The sequence below is a fragment of the Streptomyces sp. CNX435 genome, from assembly GCF_059570575.1.
The window spans coordinates 145,497-162,854 of sequence record NZ_JCANTA010000010.1; the positions used below are offsets into that span (position 1 = coordinate 145,497).

Sequence of the window (17,358 nt, forward strand, 5' to 3'; positions counted from 1 at the left end):
CTGACGCTACGCGATGGAGGCGACCACATCCCCTTCGCCAGGAGCCGCAAAGAACGTGACTGCGACCTCATCACAGGTCTTTCACACGGTGACTCCGCCCAGGTCAGCACCATTCGAGTGCGCACCGCAAGGGAAGACGAAGACTATGGCAAAGCAGAACCCGCAACCTGCGGACAGCAGGGACATGTACGCGGTTCACATCATGTTCCGGCGTGAGTTCGAGGCGCTGCCGGCGCTGATCCGTGGTGTTGCGGCACATGACCGGGCGCGGACACAGATCGTCGCTGATCACGTCGCTCTGATGGTCGACTTTCTGCACGTGCATCACCGCGGCGAGGACGACCATTGCTGGCCCAAGCTGGCAAGCCGAGGGCCACAGGACGTGGCGCCCATCGTCGAACTGATGCAGTCACAACACAAGATCGTTGACGCGGTGCTCCAGGACGCGGAACGGCAGACTGCCACGTGGCGGGCGTCGGGGACAGTGGGGGACCGCGACGCACTCGCTGCCACGATCGACGGACTTCTTTCACCGCTCTTCGAGCACCTCGACACCGAGGAGAAGAACATACTCCCGCTCATAGACCGACACCTGACCGCCGATGAGTGGGCCGACGTCGGCAACAAGAGTCTCGTCAATGTTCCCCGCTCGAAGGTTCCCGTGTTGTTCGGAATGCTGCTGCAGGATGCCTCCAGCGAGCACCGTGCTCTGTTCAAGGAAGCCATCCCCACTCCGGTGTTCGCGATGATGTCCAGGGTTGGCCCGATCGCCTTGAAGCGTTACCGGCGTAAGGTGTTCGCCTCTACGTGACATCGGCGTCGAGGGACACGCGTAGGTGTCCCGGCGAGGCGCAATGAGCCTGTGCATCGTGAAAACCTGCTGGTCAGATGGGCTGGTGTGCGCGGATACCGGCGTGCTCGTGCTGGTCGGCGGCGGGTGTCCATGGTGAAGATCGTCTGACTGGGCGGCTTGGGCGGTTCGCGGGTTCTGCTGCGCCTGCCACGAGGGGCTGCTTACGATCCGTCGCTGTGCGGGGAGGCCGCCGGATCGCGGGGAGGGTGCGGGGATGTCGGAGCTGGAGCGGATCACGGCTCGCCGGAGTGAACTGGACGCGCTCGCCGAGGAACTGGGCAAGCGGCTCCAGGAGGTCCAGGCGGGGCGGGAGGAGCTGGCGATCGCTGAACGGGTCCTGTAGCGGCTGGCCGAGCAGGATCGGGCCGAGGCGGAAGCCGCCGCCGCAACGGCTCCGGTGAAAGCGCGGGTGGCGGGGCGTGCGGCTGGCCGGGCATTCGTGCTTCCCTTCAAGTGCGGGGCGTGGCAATGATGTGGATCCCGCGGTGCTACATGTTCCGGATATGTTCGAGTGCGGTGTCGAGGAGTTCAGTCACCTGGTGGAGGGCGGTGGCGGTGGCAGTGGCGAGGAGAGCGGGGTGCCGGGCGAGCGGGGTGAGCACGGCGTGGCCCTGCTCGGGGTCCTCGCCGATGAGGATCGTGGGGTGGTCGGTGGTGAGGTGGGGGTCCACGACGAGGAGTTGGCCGGCGGCGCGGTGTCCGCCCAGCACGGCCGGGCCGTCCCAGGCCGGTGCGGTGCCGCCGTAGGCGGTGTGCTGGTCGACGACGGGGCGTCCGCCGCGGTGCACGATGAGGTGGGTGGTGAGGTGGCCCGGGGGCTCGGGCGTGCGGCCGAGGAGTTGCTCCTCGCGCAGCAGGACGGCGGCGGTGGGTGCGAGGTCGACGGTGCAGGCCTGGTGGAGGGTGCTGCCCGCGGCGCTGATCAGGGGCTTGGGCAGCCAGGTCAGCATGGCGTGGTCGGCGACGGTGAGGCGGACGTCGTAGGTGGCGGGAGCGGTGGTGGCGCCGGGCAGCGCGATGGTGGCGGCTGCCGTGGTCACCTCCAGCTTGGCGTGTTCCTCGGCGGTGACGTCGAGGGCGAGTCGGTCCCCGCCGAGCGGTGCGCACATGGAACTGATCACGCTGACCCGGGCCCACCCCTCCTGGGGTTGGGTCTGGTGCAGGTGGAAGGGGCCGCTGTTGCGCATGAGGGGGACGGTCGTGGTGGCGCCGTCGCGCGCGGCCCTGATGACGGCGGTGGCCCGGACTCCGGAGAGTTCGGGGTCCGTCGGGTGCACCCTCCCGGCCGCGGACCCCTCGCCCGCGCAACGGTTGTCCGTCTCGCTTCGCGCGGCGGCCCGTGCGGGGGGTGTGGTGGTGGGTGGAGTGCCCGGGTGCGGTGCGGCGGCTGTCATACGGGGGCCTCGGCGCGCCAGGTGGACAGACAGCCGTTGACCCAGTCGGCGACGGGCCGGACACCGTCGTCCGAGGCGAGGCTGGTGAACGCGACGGGGAGGTGGCCGCGCTGCTTGTGCGCGTCGGCGGTCATGGTGTCCAGGTCGGCGCCGACGTACGGGGCGAGGTCGGTCTTGTTGATGACGAGGAGGTCGGCGGTGGTGACGCCGGGGCCGCCCTTGCGGGGGATGTCGTCCCCGCTGGAGACGTCGATGACGAACACCTGGTTGTCGACGAGGCCCTTGGAGAAGGTGGCGGTGAGGTTGTCGCCGCCGGACTCGATGAGGATCAGGTCCAGCGGGGGCAGGGTCTCCTCCAGTTGCTCGACGGCTTCGAGGTTGGCGGAGATGTCGTCGCGGATCGCTGTGTGCGGGCAGGCGCCGGTCTCGACGGCGGTGATGCGCTCCGGCGGCAGTACGGCTTCGCGGAGCAGGAACTCGGCGTCCTCGCGGGTGTAGATGTCGTTGGTGACGACGGCGATGGACAGCCGGTCGCGCAGGGCGCGGCACAGTGCGGCGACGGCGGCGGTCTTGCCGGATCCGACGGGCCCGCCGAGGCCGATACGCAGGGCGCGGCGGCTGCCGTCGGGGCGCAGCGCCGCGGCGCCGGGGGTGTGGGGGTGCGGCAGCATCGTGTCGTGGTCGACGTGCATGGCGTACTCCGAGCGGTGTGGGGGTCAGGAGGCGAAGAGCCGCATGGGCCAGGCGGCGTGCTGTTCGCCGGTGATGTCGAGAAGCGGTGAGGACGCGGCGGGCAGGACGCCGGCACCGTCGGTGGCGAGTTGGGCTGCCGCTTCGGCGGCGGTGGCGGCGACGTCGTCGAGTTCGCCGGCGAGGCGGGCCAGGAGGGCGGTCGCGTCGAACGGGTCGAGGCTCAGCAGCCGCACCGCCGCCGTCGCGGGGCCGCCGATGCTCTCGTACGCGGCGCACTGGGCGGCGTCCAACGGCGTCAGGCCGGCGGCGCGGGCGGCGACGCCGAGGACCACGGGCTGGTGCGCGCCCTTCGGCAGGAGGCGGGCGATCTGGTCGAGTTCGGGGCAGGGCCAGGCGGCGCGGGCCGCGCGCAGCATCTGCCGGCCGAGCTTGCGGGCGACCTGCCGCAGTGCCGGTGCGGGGGTGCGCGCGTCGGCGGCCTCGTCCAGCGCCACCGGGTCGTACCCGGTGGCGGCCGCGGCGGCGAGTCCGGCCGCGGTCAGTCCGGCGGTGTGCAGGCGGCCCCGGCAGAACGCCGCCAGGCTTGCGGCGTCGTGGACGCCGTGCGAGGCGACCGCGGCCTCCACACCGCCGGAGTGGGCGTGCCCGCCGGCGGGGAAACGACCGTCGGCCAGGACGAGCAGGGAGGCGGCATGGCTCATGGGCGCGGTGGCCTGCCTTTCGCGGGTACGGAGGTTCAGGAGGAGGGACCTTCCGCGACGTGGTCCGGCGGCGGGACGCCGTCGGACCACTCGCCGTGCTCAGAACAAGAAGTACCGCTGTGCCATGGGCAGTTCCGTTTCGTAGAGCTTCGGGTTCGGCGGCTTGTTCTTTTCGAACATCCGCCCCTTGTTCGGGGCGTCCGCCACCTTCGTGACGCTGTCCGTGGTCGTGCCCCGCTCGTGTCCCGGGGCATTCGCCACCGCAGGCGTGCCCCGGCCCTTGGTCTCGCCGATGGTGACCTCGAAGGTGTCGGGGCCGATCTCCAGCTCCGGCGACGCATTGTTGAGCTGCATGCTCAGCTTGGTCACCTTGCGGGTGGATTTCGTCTTCTTCACTCCCTTGGTCAGCTTGTACTTCGTCTTGATGTCGTCGGCGTTGGGCACCACGAAGTTGAAGGAGTTGCCCCCCGGGGCCCGGCCGCATGCCCCCCACACCGGGCGGGGCAGGTACGGCTGCGGTGTCGGGATGGAGGCGTTGGCGTCACCGACCTGTGCGTAGGCGATCTGTCCGCCCTTGATGACCATGTGCGGCTTGACGCCGAAGAACTTCGGCTCCCACAGCACCAGATCCGCAATCTTGGTGCCGGTCTCGACGGAGCCGACGTGGTCGTCGATGCCGTGGGCGATGGCCGGGTTGATCGTGTACTTCGCGATGTAGCGCCTGACGCGGTAGTTGTCGTGCTCGTCGGTGTCCTCCGGCAGGTGGTCGCGGCGCTTCTTCATGACGTGTGCGGTCTGCCAGGTCCGCGTGATCATCTCGCCGATGCGGCCCATGGCCTGCGAGTCGGAGGACATCATCGAGATGGCGCCGGTGTCGTGCAGCCAGTCCTCGGCGGCCATGGTGGAGGGCCGGATACGCGAGTCGGCGTATGACTCGTCCGTGGGGACGTCGAGGTTGAGGTGGTGGCAGATGACCATCATGTACATGTGCTCGGCGACGGTGTTGACCGTCAGGGGCCGGGTCGGGTTGGTCGACGCGGGCAGGACGCTCTCGTAGCCCTTGCCGGCCATCTTCATGATGTCCGGCGCGTGGCCGCCGCCGGCACCTTCGACGTGGAAGACGTGGATGCCTCGGTACTCGTCCGTCCCCTGCTTCCTCGTTGCGTCGAAGGTGTGCTCGACGAACCCGGACTCGTTCATCGAGTCGGCGTGCAGGGCGACCTGGGCGTAGTAGTCGTCGCAGACCTTCAGCGCCGCGTCGATGGTCGCGGGTGTGGCCCCCCAGTCCTCGTGGACCTTCAGGCCGATAGCGCCGGCCTTGATCTGGTCCACCAACGCCTTCCTGGAGACCGTGCCGCCCTTGCCGAACAGACCGATGTTGACCGGGTAGGCGTCCAGAGCCTCGAACGTCCGCTGAAGGTGCCACTTGCCCGGGGTCACGGTCGTCGCCCGGCTGCCTTCCGCGGGGCCGGTTCCGCCACCGATGAGCGTCGTCACTCCCGACGCGAGCGCTTCGTGGATCTGCCCCGGGCCGACGAAGTGCACATGGGTGTCGATGCCGCCCGCGGTCAGGATCCGCCCGTTGCCGGAGATCACCTCGGTTTCCGGCCCCACCACGAAATGCGAGGCACGCCCGTCCGGGTTCTCCTTGGTCGTGTAGCGCTTCGGCGACATCGTCTCCGGGTTGTACGCCTGGCCGATCGCCTGGATCTTGCCGTCCCGAAGGCCGACGTCGGCCTTCACCACACCCCAGTAGTCAATGATCAGCGCACCGGTGATCACCGTGTCCACCGGATTGTGCGTGGTGTTGCCCCTCGCGAAATGCGACTGGCCCATCGACTCACGGATGACCTTGCCGCCGCCGAAAAGCATCTCGTCGCCGCTACGGCCCGGCCCGCCGCACCAGTCGTGCTCGATCCTGACGACGAGGTTGGTGTCGGCAAGCCTGACCCGGTCATCCTTCGTCGGGCCGTACAGCGTGGCGTAGTCCTGCCGCCACAGCGGCTCCGGAGGGCGCTTGGTGAAGCTGAGATCACGCGGCTTCGACTTCGCAATACCACCGGTCTTCTTTGCGCTACCGCTCATCGGGCCACCGACCAATTCCCCGAGTTCTTACCGCGCTGAAGGCCCTTCACCACTTGAGCCCCCTTGATGGGCACCACCCACACCTTGCACTTTTTGCCGGGCTCGATCCGCTCCGACGTACCGGCCGCAATGTGCAGCCGCTTCCCCGTCACGTCGGCCGGGGTTTTACAACCCTTGTCCGTGAAGAACTGGAGGCACTCGTTGACGTCACCCAGGTGGAAATGGGACCCGACCTGGATGGGCCGCTTCGCGGTGTTCTTCGCCCACAGCGGCCCCTCCGCCAGGGAGCGGTCGTGATCGTCCGCGTTGTACGTCACCGCGTGCTTATCGTCGTACGCGAGGAGATCGTACTTTCCCGGGTAGACCGGAGCGCCACGGACCGGCTTGCCGAGCGGGTCCGGGATGGTCACCAGCTTCGTCCCGTCCTTGAACGTCGCCTCGACCTGCACGTCAGTCATCATCTCCCGGACGCCGTCCATGACCTTGAAGTCCGTCACGTTGCCGCTGCCGGTGCGCTTGGGAATCTTGAGCGACTTCGCCACATCGCTCAGCTTGGTGTCCATCAGCTCAGCGACCGTCTTTGTGTCGTGGCGCGCCTCCTCCAGCACATAGGCCGCGAACAGCGCCATGACCTCCGGGTAGTTCAGCGCGAGATCAGGATTCCGCCTGAGGCGCCGTTCGGCCAGATCCGCCGCAACACGGATCATCAGCCGCTCCTGCTCATGTGGCGTCAGATGCACGCGGGTACTCCCTCCTGTGGTTCGGCCAGTCGTGCGCGGCGAAGACGCACGAGGAGAAGCCGGTGCGGACGCCACTCACAGGCCCAACGACTCTGGCGGGATTAGAAACGGATGCGGCTCCCCCGTTCATGCTTTCGGATGTACTTCGATCAGTGTGTCTCCGGCGTCATCCCCTGATCGAGTAGCGCGGGTAGCGGTACCTGCTACGCCACTGGACACTTGGCTGGCCCGTACACGCCGGCTCTGTGGTGCCCAGACGCTGGGCGGGATGCTCACGAATTCAAGGAATGGCAGCCGCACAGTCTGCAGAGATGCTGGAACCGCGGGGTTCACGCAGACCGTCACCACCTCATCCAGCCCACTACGCCTTGCCACGTGACGCTTGATCGATGGAGCTGAGCGGTGCCGTCCCGGCACCGGCCGCGTGGGATTTAATTCGCAGCGCCGAGACGCACCTGCCCCAAGCCGCCTTCCTGGTGCGAGTGACCCCCCGACAGGATCCGGACCTGGAGACGCCTGTCCACGTCCACAGCTCCGACCAACACGTATCCCCGTGAGATCATGCGCTGGTTCGTGGAGCAGGCGGCCGAGCAGGTGGACCGCTGCAACCTCGCGTTCGAACAGGGAGAATCGTCGACAGTGGAATGATCAGGAAGTGGCTGGTGTGATCACGGCGTCGGAGCCGTCATGGATAGTCCCGTTCACAGGGCTTAGCCCTCGCTGCTTCGACAAGCTAATGACCGTGGTACGCCGCGAGGTTGCGGACGAAGCACGGCCCGGTCGGCCATGGAGTCTGTCGCTGGAAGACCGCGTTCTCCTGGTTGTGGCGTACTGGCGCACGAACCTGACACTGCGCCAGATCGCACGGGACTGACGAACCGGGTCTTCACCCGACCGAGGATGGCCACACGCACCGCCCGTCGTCCCAGTCACCCGCGGCCCAGCGTCCACAGCCAGCCCAGCGTGACAAGGTGCAGGGCGCGGGCCACCGCGCGGGAGGCGTGGTTGGTGGCCGTGGTGCCGTAGCAGAGGACGTGGGGGGGATGACGTAGCCGGCGCCGCCCCTCCTCCTCCGTCACGGACGACCTGCTTAGCGTGATATACGGCTTACGTCTCGCTCGGTCCCTCCGCCGAAATCGTTCGCCGCCGCCCCCGCCCGGGTGAGATCCTTGACTCCGTATGTCCACTTCCGCCGCCCCCAGCTTCGCCGACCTCGGCGCCCGCCTCTCCGCCCTCACGCTCCGCGACGAGCAGCGGCTCGGCCGCCGCCTCGACGGCGCCCGCCGCGTCCGCAAGCCGGAGGCGCGGGCCGCCGTGCTCGCCGAGATCGCCACCGCCGTCGACGCCGCGGAGCTGACCGCCGCGCGCCGCCGCGCCGCGGTGCCCCCCGTGTCGTATCCGCAAGAGCTGCCGGTCAGCCAGCGGAAGGACGACATCCTCGCGGCCATACGCGACCACCAGGTCGTGATCGTCGCGGGCGAGACCGGGTCCGGCAAGACGACCCAGATCCCGAAGATCTGCCTGGAGCTGGGCCGCGGCGTACGGGGCCTCATCGGCCACACGCAGCCCCGCCGCATCGCCGCCCGCACGGTGGCCGAGCGCGTCGCCGAGGAGCTGCGCACCCCGCTCGGCGAGGCGGTGGGGTGGAAGGTGCGGTTCACCGACCAGGTGGGCGGCGACACCCTCGTCAAGCTCATGACCGACGGCATCCTGCTCGCCGAGATCCAGACGGACCGGGAGCTGCGCCAGTACGACACGATCATCATCGACGAGGCGCACGAGCGCAGCCTGAACATCGACTTCCTCCTCGGCTACCTCGCCCGGCTCCTCCCCCGCCGCCCCGACCTCAAGGTCGTCATCACCTCCGCGACCATCGACCCGGAGCGCTTCTCCCGGCATTTCGGCGACGCGCCGATCGTCGAGGTCAGCGGGCGTACGTATCCCGTCGAGGTGCGCTACCGCCCGCTCCTCGACGAGGGCGCGGAAGACGCCGACCGGGACCAGATCACCGCCATCTGCGACGCCGTCGACGAGTTGCAGGCCGAGGGCGACGGCTCCGGCGACATCCTCGTCTTCCTCTCCGGCGAGCGCGAGATCCGCGACACCGCGGACGCGCTCGCCAAGCAGAAGCTCCGCAACACCGAGGTCCTCCCCCTCTACGCCCGCCTCTCGCACACCGAGCAGCACCGCGTCTTCCAGAGACACGGCAGCAGGCGCGTCGTGCTGGCGACGAACGTCGCGGAGACCTCGCTGACCGTCCCCGGCATCCGGTACGTCATCGACACCGGCTTCGCCCGCATCTCCCGCTACAGCCACCGCACCAAGGTCCAGCGCCTGCCCATCGAGCCGATCTCGCAGGCCAGCGCCAACCAGCGCAAGGGCCGCTGCGGCCGGCTCGCCGACGGCATCTGCGTCCGGCTGTACTCGGAGGAGGACTTCCTCGCCCGCCCCGAGTTCACCGACGCCGAGATCCTCCGTACGAACCTGGCGTCCGTCATCCTCCAGATGACCGCCGCCGGCCTCGGCGACATCGAGAAGTTCCCCTTCATCGACCCGCCGGACAGCCGCAACATCAAGGCCGGCGTCCAGCTCCTGGAAGAGCTGCACGCGCTCGATACGGACCGGAAAGCCCCCGGAGGGAGCAAGGGGCAGCGCCTCACCGAGACCGGCCGCAAGCTCGCCCAGCTGCCCGTCGACCCGCGGCTGGCGCGCATGGTGCTGGAGGCCGAGCGCAATGGCTGCGTACGCGAGGTCATGGTCATCGCCTCCGCCCTGTCCATCCAGGACCCGCGCGAGCGCCCCGCCGACAAGCAGCAGCAGGCCGACCAGCACCACGCCCGCTTCCGCGACGAGTCCAGCGATTTCGTGACGTTCCTCAACCTGTGGACGTACGTGCGCGAGCAGCAGAAGGCGCTGTCCTCGTCCGCGTTCCGCCGGATGTGCAAGCGCGAGTTCCTCAACTACCTGCGCATACGCGAGTGGCAGGACATCTACTCGCAGCTGCGCACGATCGCCCGGGGCATGGACATCCACTCGGCGGACCGGGACGCGGCGCCCGAGCTGGTCCACCGTTCGCTGCTGGCGGGGCTGCTGAGCCACATCGGGCTGAAGGACACGGACGCGAAGAACGAGTATCTGGGCGCGCGCAGCGCGAAGTTCGCCGTCTTCCCCGGCTCCGCGCTCTTCAAGAAGCCGCCGCGCTGGATCACGTCGGCCGAGCTGGTCGAGACCTCCCGCCTGTGGGCGCGGGTGAACGCGAAGGTCGAGCCCGAGTGGGTCGAGCCGCTGGCGGAGCACCTGGTCAAGCGCACGTACAGCGAGCCGCACTGGGAGAAGGACCAGGCCGCGGTCATGGCGTACGAGCGCGTCACCCTCTACGGCGTCCCGCTGGTGGCCCGGCGCAAGGTCAACTACGGCCGCATCGACGCCGAGACGTGCCGCGACCTGTTCATCCGGCACGCGCTGGTCGAGGGCGACTGGCGTACGCACCACAAGTTCTTCGCCGCCAACCGTCGCCTCCTCACCGAGGTCGAGGAGCTGGAGCACCGGGCCCGCCGCCGCGACATCCTCGTGGACGACGAGACGCTCTTCGACTTCTACGACCAGCGCCTCCCCGCGGACGTCGTGTCCGGGGCGCACTTCGACTCCTGGTGGAAGAAGCTGCGACGCGAAGAGGGCGCGGAGCCGGAGCTGCTCAACTTCGAGAAGTCGATGCTGATCAACGAGCGGGCGGAGGGCGTCACCAAGGACGACTACCCCGACTCCTGGCGGCAGGGGAAGTTGAAGCTGCGGGTCACGTACCAGTTCGAGCCGGGCACGGACGCGGACGGCGTCACCGTGCACGTACCGCTGCAGATCCTCAACCAGGTGGTCCCGGACGGCTTCGACTGGCAGATCCCGGGGCTGCGCGAGGACGTGGTCACCGAGCTGATCCGCTCGCTGCCGAAGCCGATCCGGCGCAACTACGTGCCCGCGCCGAACTACGCCAAGGCGTTCCTGGAACGCTCCGTGCCGGTGCAGGAGCCGCTGACGACGGCGCTGGCGCGGGAGCTGCAGCGGATGGTGGGGGTGCCGGTCGCGGCGGATGACTTCGACTGGACCAAGGTGCCGGAGCATCTGAAGGTCACGTTCCGGGTGACCGACGAACGGCGGCGGCAGCTGGCGGAGTCGAAGGACCTGGAGGAGCTGCGGCTGAGGCTGAAGCCCAAGACGCAGGCGGCGATCACGCGGGCGTTCGACGAGGCGGCGGCGGGCGGCAGGAGCGGCGGGAAGGGGGCCCGTAGCGCCCCCGCGGAGAGCGCGGACGACGGCGGACCCGCGCTCGACAGGCGCACCGGCCTCACCTCCTGGACCGTCGGCGCCCTCCCCCGCACCTTCGAGACCCGCCGCGGCGGCCACACCGTCAAGGCGTATCCGGCGCTGGTCGACGAGGGCGAGACCGTCGCCGTGCGGCTGTACGACACGGAGGCGGAGCAGTCCGCCGCCATGTGGGCGGGCACCCGCCGCCTGATCCTGCTCCAACTGCCGTCCAATCCCGCGAAGTTCGCCAACAGCACGCTCTCCAACCAGGCCAAGCTGGCCCTCTCCCGCACCCCGCACGGCAGCGTGCAGGCCCTCTTCGAGGACTGCGTCACCGCCTCCGCGGACCGGCTGATCGCCGCCCGCGGCGGCCCCGCGTGGGACGAGGAGGGCTTCCGCAAGCTCTTCGACGCCGTACGGGCCGACATCGTGGACGCGACGATGCGGACCATCCGGCAGGTGCAGGAGGTGCTGGCGGCCTGGCACTCCTGCGAGGGACGGCTGCGGGCCGTCAAGAGCCCGGTGCTGGTGGAGTCCGCGGCGGACGTACGCGAGCAGCTGGCGTGGCTGGTGAAGCCGGGCTTCGTCACCGAGCACGGCGCGGGCCGGCTGCCGGACCTGCTGCGGTACCTCGTCGCGGCGGACCGCCGGCTGCAGCAGCTCCCCACGAACGCGGAGCGGGACCGGGCGCGGATGGCGAAGGTCAAGGAGATGCAGGACGAGTACGCGTGGCTGCTGGAGCAGCAGCCACGGGGGCGGCCGGTGCCGAAGGCGGTGCGGGACGTGCGGTGGATGATCGAGGAGCTGCGGGTCAGCTACTTCGCGCACGCGCTGGGGACGGCGTATCCGATCTCCGACAAGCGGATCGTGAAGGCGGTCGACGCCCTGGTGCCGCCCGCGCGGTGAGCCGCCGCAACCGGTTCGACCGGGGGCCCTGAGCTGCTGTAGAGTCGAGCACGCGCGTTCGCGCACGAAGGTCCTGTGGAGCAGTTTGGAGTGCTCGCCACCCTGTCAAGGTGGAGGCCGCGGGTTCAAATCCCGTCAGGACCGCACAGTTTCCGTAGGCCGGTCAGGACCGCCTCTCACCTCATGAGCCTCTGCCGTCCCGGCAGAGGCTCTCTGCATCTCCCATGCAGCGTTACCCCTGGTACGCGGTCTAGACCGGCTGCTCGTTTCCTTGACGGGCGTCCGGCCACCCGTTAATCAAGGGCTATGACGACGCCCGTGCGACACGAGACGAAGGCCCTTCTGCGCGCCCACCTGTCCGCCGCGTCGTCGTACGGCCACCTCACCCCCCACTGCGCCGTCTGCAGCCGGCTGCTGCGGCTGGCGATGGAGTCGGCGCCGCCCGAGATCGCGGACGCGAACGACGCGAACGACGCGGACGCGGACGACGCGGAGCCGACCGACGACACCGCGGCGACGGGCGAGTCGACGCTGCCGCGTTAGGCCGGGCTTAGGCCAGGAGTTGACGGGGGGTCACTATCGCAGCGGACATAGGGCCCGCAAGCCGACAACGCTGTGACGGGGATCACTGATTCGGTTTCGAAAGAGGGCGGTTTACGCCCCCCTTAGGTTGGGTCAATTTTGTATATGCCATTGCACCCGCGCCCGGACGGGCATCGGCGCCGCGCGCCGTCACGCACCCGCCGACCGTCGCGAACGCGAACGACCCCCGGCAACCACCCCGGGAGGGGCGGCCACTGGGGGCCGTGCGGCAAACCGCGCTGGACCCGGCGGAGTCCAGCGCGATCGACGACGCTGCGTCGCCTGTGTGTCGAGGGCGGCGAGCCGGGCTAGGGGTCCCGGCGCGAGCCCTGGCGACGCGGTGGGTCAAGCCTCGCTGCGCTGCTGCGGAATGCCCGCCAGCAGTGCACGGACCTCCGCCTCGCGATAGCGGCGATGCCCGCCGAGCGTGCGGATCGACGTGAGCTTGCCGGCCTTCGCCCAGCGCGTGACCGTCTTCGGGTCAACGCGGAACATCGTGGCTACCTCGGCGGGGGTCAGCAGCGGCTCGGCGTCAGGGGTGCGAGCGGTCATGAGCGGCCTCCTCGGGAGAACCGAACCTTCTCGGTTCTTTCCTCTAAATTCTGCACCTTGACCCTCGTTGACCGATATGGCCGACGGGGGTCGAGTCGGTAATAGGACGAACGGCTTGTCCTCGGCACTACAACTACACCATCTGTCCAGCGGCGTCGGCCAAACCGATGGAATTGCCCTCTGAGGTGTTCAACCTCGACGGATCCCGCTGGAAGCGGGCCATAGCGGACAGTCACGCCATCGTGACGATCAGTCACAGCACCACCAGGGGCCACAAGGTCTCCCACGAGAGGATCAATGCTCGGCATTCCACCCTAAGTTGGACGGAACATACCCCATCTGGACTCCTTGCCCTATATCGTCACCCAGGCTACGCGGTGACGGCAAGACCCGGGTACGTGCTTTCCATCACGCTTGACCAAATAGCCTGGTTCGGGACCTTCGTCCGGGACCAAGGTCCCGGGGTGCAGGGGCCGAACGGCCCCTTCCGCGCCGGGGCCTGGCGGGACACTAGTCCGGATTTGTTCGTCGCACTAGTGAGCGCTTGCTAAGCGGCGGCCCCACCGCCCGGCCCCACCGCCCGGCCGTACGCGCCTAGCTGGCGAACTGCCGCTCGCGCACCGCGCCCCAACGGTCCGTCAGCCGCTGGTACGCCCGCCCGGCCCGCTCCTCGTCCCCCGCCGCCAGCGCCGCAAGGCCCTCCGCGACCTCCGCCGCCGACCGGTCCTCCGCCAGGTGCTCCTTCGGCAGTACGTGCACGAGCCCGCCGTAGTCCAGCTCCACCAGCGACCGCGGATGGAACTCCTCCAGCCACTTGCCGACGTCCACCAGCCCCTCCACCAGCGGCGCCTGCCCCACCGCGTCGCGCAGCGCCTTCAGACCGCGCGCCACCCGCCGCCGGGCCTGCACCATCGGCGTGCGGTAGCGCAGCAGCGTGCGCGCGCCCGTCTCGTACTCCCGCTCCTCGTCGGAGAAGAGCACGAACCAGCGCATCGGCACCGTCCACACCGCGGACCTGATCCACGGCCGGGCGTCCGGGTTGTCCACCCGCCAGCGCGCGAGGTCGGCGAGCGCCTGCTCGCGTACGACCTCGGGCAGCGCCGCCTCCAGCACCGGCCGGGGCAGCTCGTCGACCAGTTCCTCCAGCGCCAGCCAGCTGCGCAGCCGGGTGCGCCAGGGGCAGACGCACGTCACGCCGTCGACGTCGGCGACGAACGCGTCGCCGCTCTCGTGCGCCGGGGCGGCCGTCGGCGGGGTGCCGGCCAGCCCGGCCAGGGCGCGGAGCAGCTCGTCCTGGCTGGTGGGGGTGGCCTCGCGGGCGGCGTAGCGGTACCAGTGGGTGCGTTCGGGCTCGGGGAAGGCGGCCAGCGGTTCGTACACGCGCAGGTACGTCGCATACGGGATCACCAGTGACGACACCACGGCCACGCCCACTCCCCTCTCCCACGTACGTATCCGAGTCTCCTGCAGACTATGGTGCTGAGTCCTCCCGGGGGACGCTCCCGGGACCCAAGACCCCGCCGGGGGTCCCGGGAGGCGGGCACCGTTCTACGCTTATGCCACCACCTGCCCTCCCCACCCCTGGAGGGCAGCAGCCCGCGACCCAACCGGAGTCACCACCGTGACCGACGTTCTCTCCACGCTCTTCCGCTCCGACCAGGGCGGCCATGAACAGGTGGTCCTGTGCCAGGACCGCGAGACCGGCCTCAAGGCGGTCATCGCCATCCACTCCACCGCCCTTGGCCCGGCCCTCGGCGGCACCCGCTTCCACGCCTACGCCTCGGCGGACGACCCCGAGCAGGCCGCGGTGCTGGACGCGCTGAACCTCTCCCGCGGCATGTCGTACAAGAACGCCATGGCCGGCCTCGACCACGGCGGCGGCAAGGCCGTCATCATCGGCGACCCCGAGACCGCGAAGACCGAGGACCTGCTGCTGGCCTACGGCCGCTTCGTCGACTCGCTCGGCGGACGCTACGTCACGGCGTGCGATGTCGGCACGTACGTCCACGACATGGACGTGGTCTCCCGTACGAGCCGGTGGACCACCGGCCGCTCGCCGTCGCACGGCGGCTGCGGCGACTCCTCCGTACTGACGGCGTTCGGCGTCTTCCAGGGCATGCGCGCGGTGGCCGAGCACCTGTGGGGCACGCCGTCGCTGCGCGGCCGGCGGGTCGGCATCGCCGGGGTCGGCAAGGTGGGGCACCTCCTCGTGGACCACCTGGTCGAGGACGGCGCGGAGGTCGTGATCACGGACGTGCGGGCGGCGCCGGTGGACCGGGTGCGGGCGGCGCACCCCGGGGTGGCGGTCGTGGCGGACACGGACGCGCTGATCCGCGAGCCGCTGGACGTGTACGCGCCGTGCGCGCTGGGCGGTGCGCTGAGCGACGACACGGTGCCGGTCCTCGCCGCGAAGGCGGTCTGCGGCGGGGCGAACAACCAGCTCGCGCACCCCGGCGTGGAGAAGGACCTGGCCGACCGCGGCATCCTCTACGCCCCGGACTACGTGGTGAACGCCGGCGGCGTCATCCAGGTCGCCGACGAGCTGCACGGCTTCGACATGGACCGGGCGCGGGCGAAGGCCGCGCGGATCTTCGACACGACGCTGGAGATATTCGGCCGGGCGGCATCCGACGGCGTGCCGCCGGCGGTGGCGGCGGACCGGATCGCGGAGCAGCGCATGGCGGACGCCAGGCGCCGCGGCTGAGCGCCGCGCGCGCCCCCGGGGCGGGCCGGGGGCCGCGTACGAACCTTGTACGAACCTTCACCAAGGCAAAGGAGCGGCGCCGGGTAACGCATGCCACCACCGTGCGGCGGGTCGCTCCTCGTCAGACGATACAATCGGGGCTTGACCAGCGGGGACGCAGGCTTCACCGGGATCGGCGGCGGGGCCCGTACTGCCAGCGACGTACCGTCAGGGTGCAGAAACAGGTACCGTTGAACCCCGATGGACGGTCCCTCTCACGGAGGGTCCGCTTCCGATCATGAACGCGTGTCAGACTCTGGGGCCATCGAGCCCCGTCGTTTGAGGGGGTCGACCCATGGGGCGCGGCCGGGCCAAGGCCAAGCAGACGAAGGTCGCCCGCCAGCTGAAGTACAACAGCGGTGGGACTGACCTCTCACGCCTTGCCGAAGAGCTGGGCGCATCGACGGCGAAGCCGCCGTCGAACGGACAGCAGCAGCAGCAAGTCGAGGAAGAGTCGCCGGACGACGACCTGTACTCGCGCTACGCGGAGCTGTACGAGGACGAGGACGACGAGGACGGCGACGACTCGGCCGGCTCGTCGGAGCAGCGTCGCGGGGCCTGAACCGCAGGCAGCAAATCGGAGCTCGCTCGGGGCGATCCCCGGACGGGCCCTTTTTGCTGTCTGGAAACCGGCGGCGTACGGCTCCGCAGGCCCACCCCGGGACGCCGCGGGACGCCGCGGGCGACGGCCTCAGGAGGCATAGTCCCCCGTCAGCTCCACGCCACCGGTGTCCTCCTCCTGCCCGTCCCGCACCTCGCCGGCGACCCAGGCGTCGACCCCGCGGTCCGCGAGCAGCGCGAGCGCGACGTCGACCGACTCCTGCGGCACGACGGCGACCATGCCGACGCCCATGTTCAGCGTCCGCTCCAGCTCCGCCCGCTCGACCCGGCCCACCTCCCCGACCACGTCGAAGACCGCGCCCGGCGCCCACGTCGCGCGGTCGACCACGGCCCGTAGCCCGTCCGGCACGACGCGGGCCAGGTTGCTGGCGAGGCCGCCGCCCGTGACGTGCGAGAAGGCGTGTACCTCGGTCGCGCGCAGCAGCGCGAGGCAGTCCAGCGAGTAGATCTTCGTCGGCTCCAGCAGCTCCTCGCCGAGCGTGCGGCCGAACTCCGGCACCGCCCGGTCCAGCGCCCAGCCGGCGCGGTCCAGTAGGACGTGCCGCACCAGCGAATACCCGTTGGAGTGAAGGCCGGAGGACGCCATCGCGACGACCGCGTCACCCGTACGGACGCGCTCGGCGCCCAGCACCCGGTCCGCCTCGACCACGCCGGTGCCGGCGCCGGCCACGTCGTACTCGTCCGGGCCGAGCAGCCCCGGGTGCTCCGCCGTCTCGCCGCCGACCAGCGCACAGCCGGCCAGCACGCAGCCCTCGGCGATACCCTTGACGATCGCCGCCACCCGCTCCGGGACCACCTTGCCGACGCAGATGTAGTCCGTCATGAACAGCGGCTCGGCGCCCGTGACCACCAGGTCGTCGACGACCATGGCGACCAGGTCGTGCCCGATCGTGTCGTGCACGTCCAGGCGCTGCGCGACCGCGACCTTCGTCCCCACGCCGTCGGTCGCGGAGGCGAGCAGGGGGCGCTCGTAGCGCTTGAGGACGGAGGCGTCGAAGAGGCCGGCGAAGCCGCCGAGCGCGCCGACCGACTCCGGCCGCCGGGCCTTCTTCACCCACTCCTTCATCAGCTCGACGGCGCGGTCACCGGCCTCGATGTCGACGCCCGCGGCCGCATAGGAGGCGGTGGCGGGGGTCGGGGCGGGGGGCTGGCTGGCACCAGACATGGCGTTGGGGTCCTCCGGGTAGTT

General features: G+C 70.0%; 15 protein-coding genes, 1 tRNA gene and 2 pseudogenes. 8 read left to right on the forward strand and 10 right to left on the reverse strand.

What is annotated here, in order from left to right:
• The first annotated feature begins 145 nt into the window (after positions 1-145).
• Both T328_RS18585 and T328_RS18590 read left to right on the forward strand, forming a co-directional pair.
• Complete coding sequence (locus T328_RS18585) at positions 146-811, forward strand: hemerythrin domain-containing protein (RefSeq protein WP_496497197.1); 666 nt, start codon at positions 146-148, stop codon at positions 809-811.
• 256 nt (positions 812-1,067) lie between these two features.
• Positions 1,068-1,196 (forward strand): hypothetical protein, encoded by a 129-nt coding sequence (locus T328_RS18590; RefSeq protein WP_496497198.1) that lies wholly within the window; start codon positions 1,068-1,070, stop codon positions 1,194-1,196.
• Between the two features lie 145 nt (positions 1,197-1,341).
• On the opposite strand, the gene T328_RS18595 is transcribed toward T328_RS18590, so the two are convergent.
• The 6 genes and pseudogenes from T328_RS18595 to ureA form a co-directional block, all read right to left on the reverse strand.
• Positions 1,342-2,130: an urease accessory protein UreD gene (locus T328_RS18595; protein WP_496497199.1), complete on the reverse strand. Its 789-nt coding sequence runs from the start codon at positions 2,128-2,130 to the stop codon at positions 1,342-1,344.
• Positions 2,131-2,243: 113 nt separating this feature from the next.
• Positions 2,244-2,939 (reverse strand): urease accessory protein UreG, encoded by a 696-nt coding sequence (gene ureG / locus T328_RS18600; protein ID WP_496497200.1) that lies wholly within the window; start codon positions 2,937-2,939, stop codon positions 2,244-2,246.
• A 24-nt stretch (positions 2,940-2,963) separates the two neighbouring features.
• Complete coding sequence (locus T328_RS18605; protein WP_496497201.1) at positions 2,964-3,641, reverse strand: urease accessory protein UreF; 678 nt, start codon at positions 3,639-3,641, stop codon at positions 2,964-2,966.
• A 99-nt stretch (positions 3,642-3,740) separates the two neighbouring features.
• Entirely contained in the window at positions 3,741-5,726 is a 1,986-nt protein-coding gene (gene ureC / locus T328_RS18610; protein ID WP_496497202.1) for an urease subunit alpha, read from the reverse strand.
• Positions 5,723-6,136, reverse strand: a complete 414-nt coding sequence (locus T328_RS18615; RefSeq protein ID WP_496497291.1) for an urease subunit beta — start codon at positions 6,134-6,136, stop codon at positions 5,723-5,725. The genes ureC and T328_RS18615 overlap by 4 nt, the downstream gene beginning before the upstream one ends.
• Positions 6,116-6,466 (reverse strand): annotated as a pseudogene (ureA, locus tag T328_RS18620) (urease subunit gamma); the annotation flags it as partial. The pseudogene ureA and the gene T328_RS18615, both read right to left, overlap by 21 nt.
• Before the next feature lie 655 nt (positions 6,467-7,121).
• Between ureA and T328_RS18625 the strand changes: the two are divergent.
• Positions 7,122-7,331: pseudogene (locus T328_RS18625) on the forward strand (transposase family protein); the annotation flags it as partial.
• Positions 7,332-7,395: 64 nt separating this feature from the next.
• On the opposite strand, the gene T328_RS18630 reads toward T328_RS18625, so the two are convergent.
• The gene (locus tag T328_RS18630; protein ID WP_496497203.1) at positions 7,396-7,545 is read right to left on the reverse strand and encodes a hypothetical protein; all 150 of its coding nucleotides are present in this window, start codon (positions 7,543-7,545) and stop codon (positions 7,396-7,398) included.
• A 100-nt stretch (positions 7,546-7,645) separates the two neighbouring features.
• Between T328_RS18630 and hrpA the strand changes: the two genes are divergently transcribed.
• The 3 genes from hrpA to T328_RS18645 all read left to right on the forward strand — a co-directional run bounded on the left by hrpA (position 7,646) and on the right by T328_RS18645 (position 12,214).
• Entirely contained in the window at positions 7,646-11,671 is a 4,026-nt protein-coding gene (gene hrpA, locus T328_RS18635) for an ATP-dependent RNA helicase HrpA (RefSeq protein WP_496497204.1), read from the forward strand.
• 69 nt (positions 11,672-11,740) lie between these two features.
• Positions 11,741-11,815, forward strand: a tRNA-Asp gene (locus T328_RS18640).
• A gap of 162 nt (positions 11,816-11,977) precedes the next feature.
• A complete protein-coding gene (locus tag T328_RS18645; RefSeq protein ID WP_496497205.1) occupies positions 11,978-12,214 on the forward strand; it encodes a DUF6274 family protein in 237 nt (78 codons plus the stop codon).
• Positions 12,215-12,598: 384 nt separating this feature from the next.
• Here the strand turns inward: T328_RS18645 and bldC are convergent, their stop codons facing one another.
• Complete coding sequence (gene bldC / locus T328_RS18650) at positions 12,599-12,805, reverse strand: developmental transcriptional regulator BldC (protein ID WP_003949541.1); 207 nt, start codon at positions 12,803-12,805, stop codon at positions 12,599-12,601.
• Positions 12,806-13,399: 594 nt separating this feature from the next.
• Positions 13,400-14,233: a DUF8083 family protein gene (locus tag T328_RS18655; protein WP_496497206.1), complete on the reverse strand. Its 834-nt coding sequence runs from the start codon at positions 14,231-14,233 to the stop codon at positions 13,400-13,402.
• 193 nt (positions 14,234-14,426) lie between these two features.
• On the opposite strand from T328_RS18655, the gene T328_RS18660 reads away from it, so the two are divergent.
• Both T328_RS18660 and T328_RS18665 read left to right on the forward strand, forming a co-directional pair.
• Positions 14,427-15,509, forward strand: coding sequence for a Leu/Phe/Val dehydrogenase (locus T328_RS18660; RefSeq protein ID WP_496497207.1), 1,083 nt, complete (start codon positions 14,427-14,429; stop codon positions 15,507-15,509).
• A 334-nt stretch (positions 15,510-15,843) separates the two neighbouring features.
• Positions 15,844-16,110, forward strand: a complete 267-nt coding sequence (locus tag T328_RS18665; protein WP_496497208.1) for a DUF3073 domain-containing protein — start codon at positions 15,844-15,846, stop codon at positions 16,108-16,110.
• Positions 16,111-16,239: 129 nt separating this feature from the next.
• On the opposite strand, the gene purM is transcribed toward T328_RS18665, so the two are convergent.
• Entirely contained in the window at positions 16,240-17,334 is a 1,095-nt protein-coding gene (gene purM, locus T328_RS18670; protein ID WP_496497209.1) for a phosphoribosylformylglycinamidine cyclo-ligase, read from the reverse strand.
• Positions 17,335-17,358 lie beyond the last annotated feature (24 nt).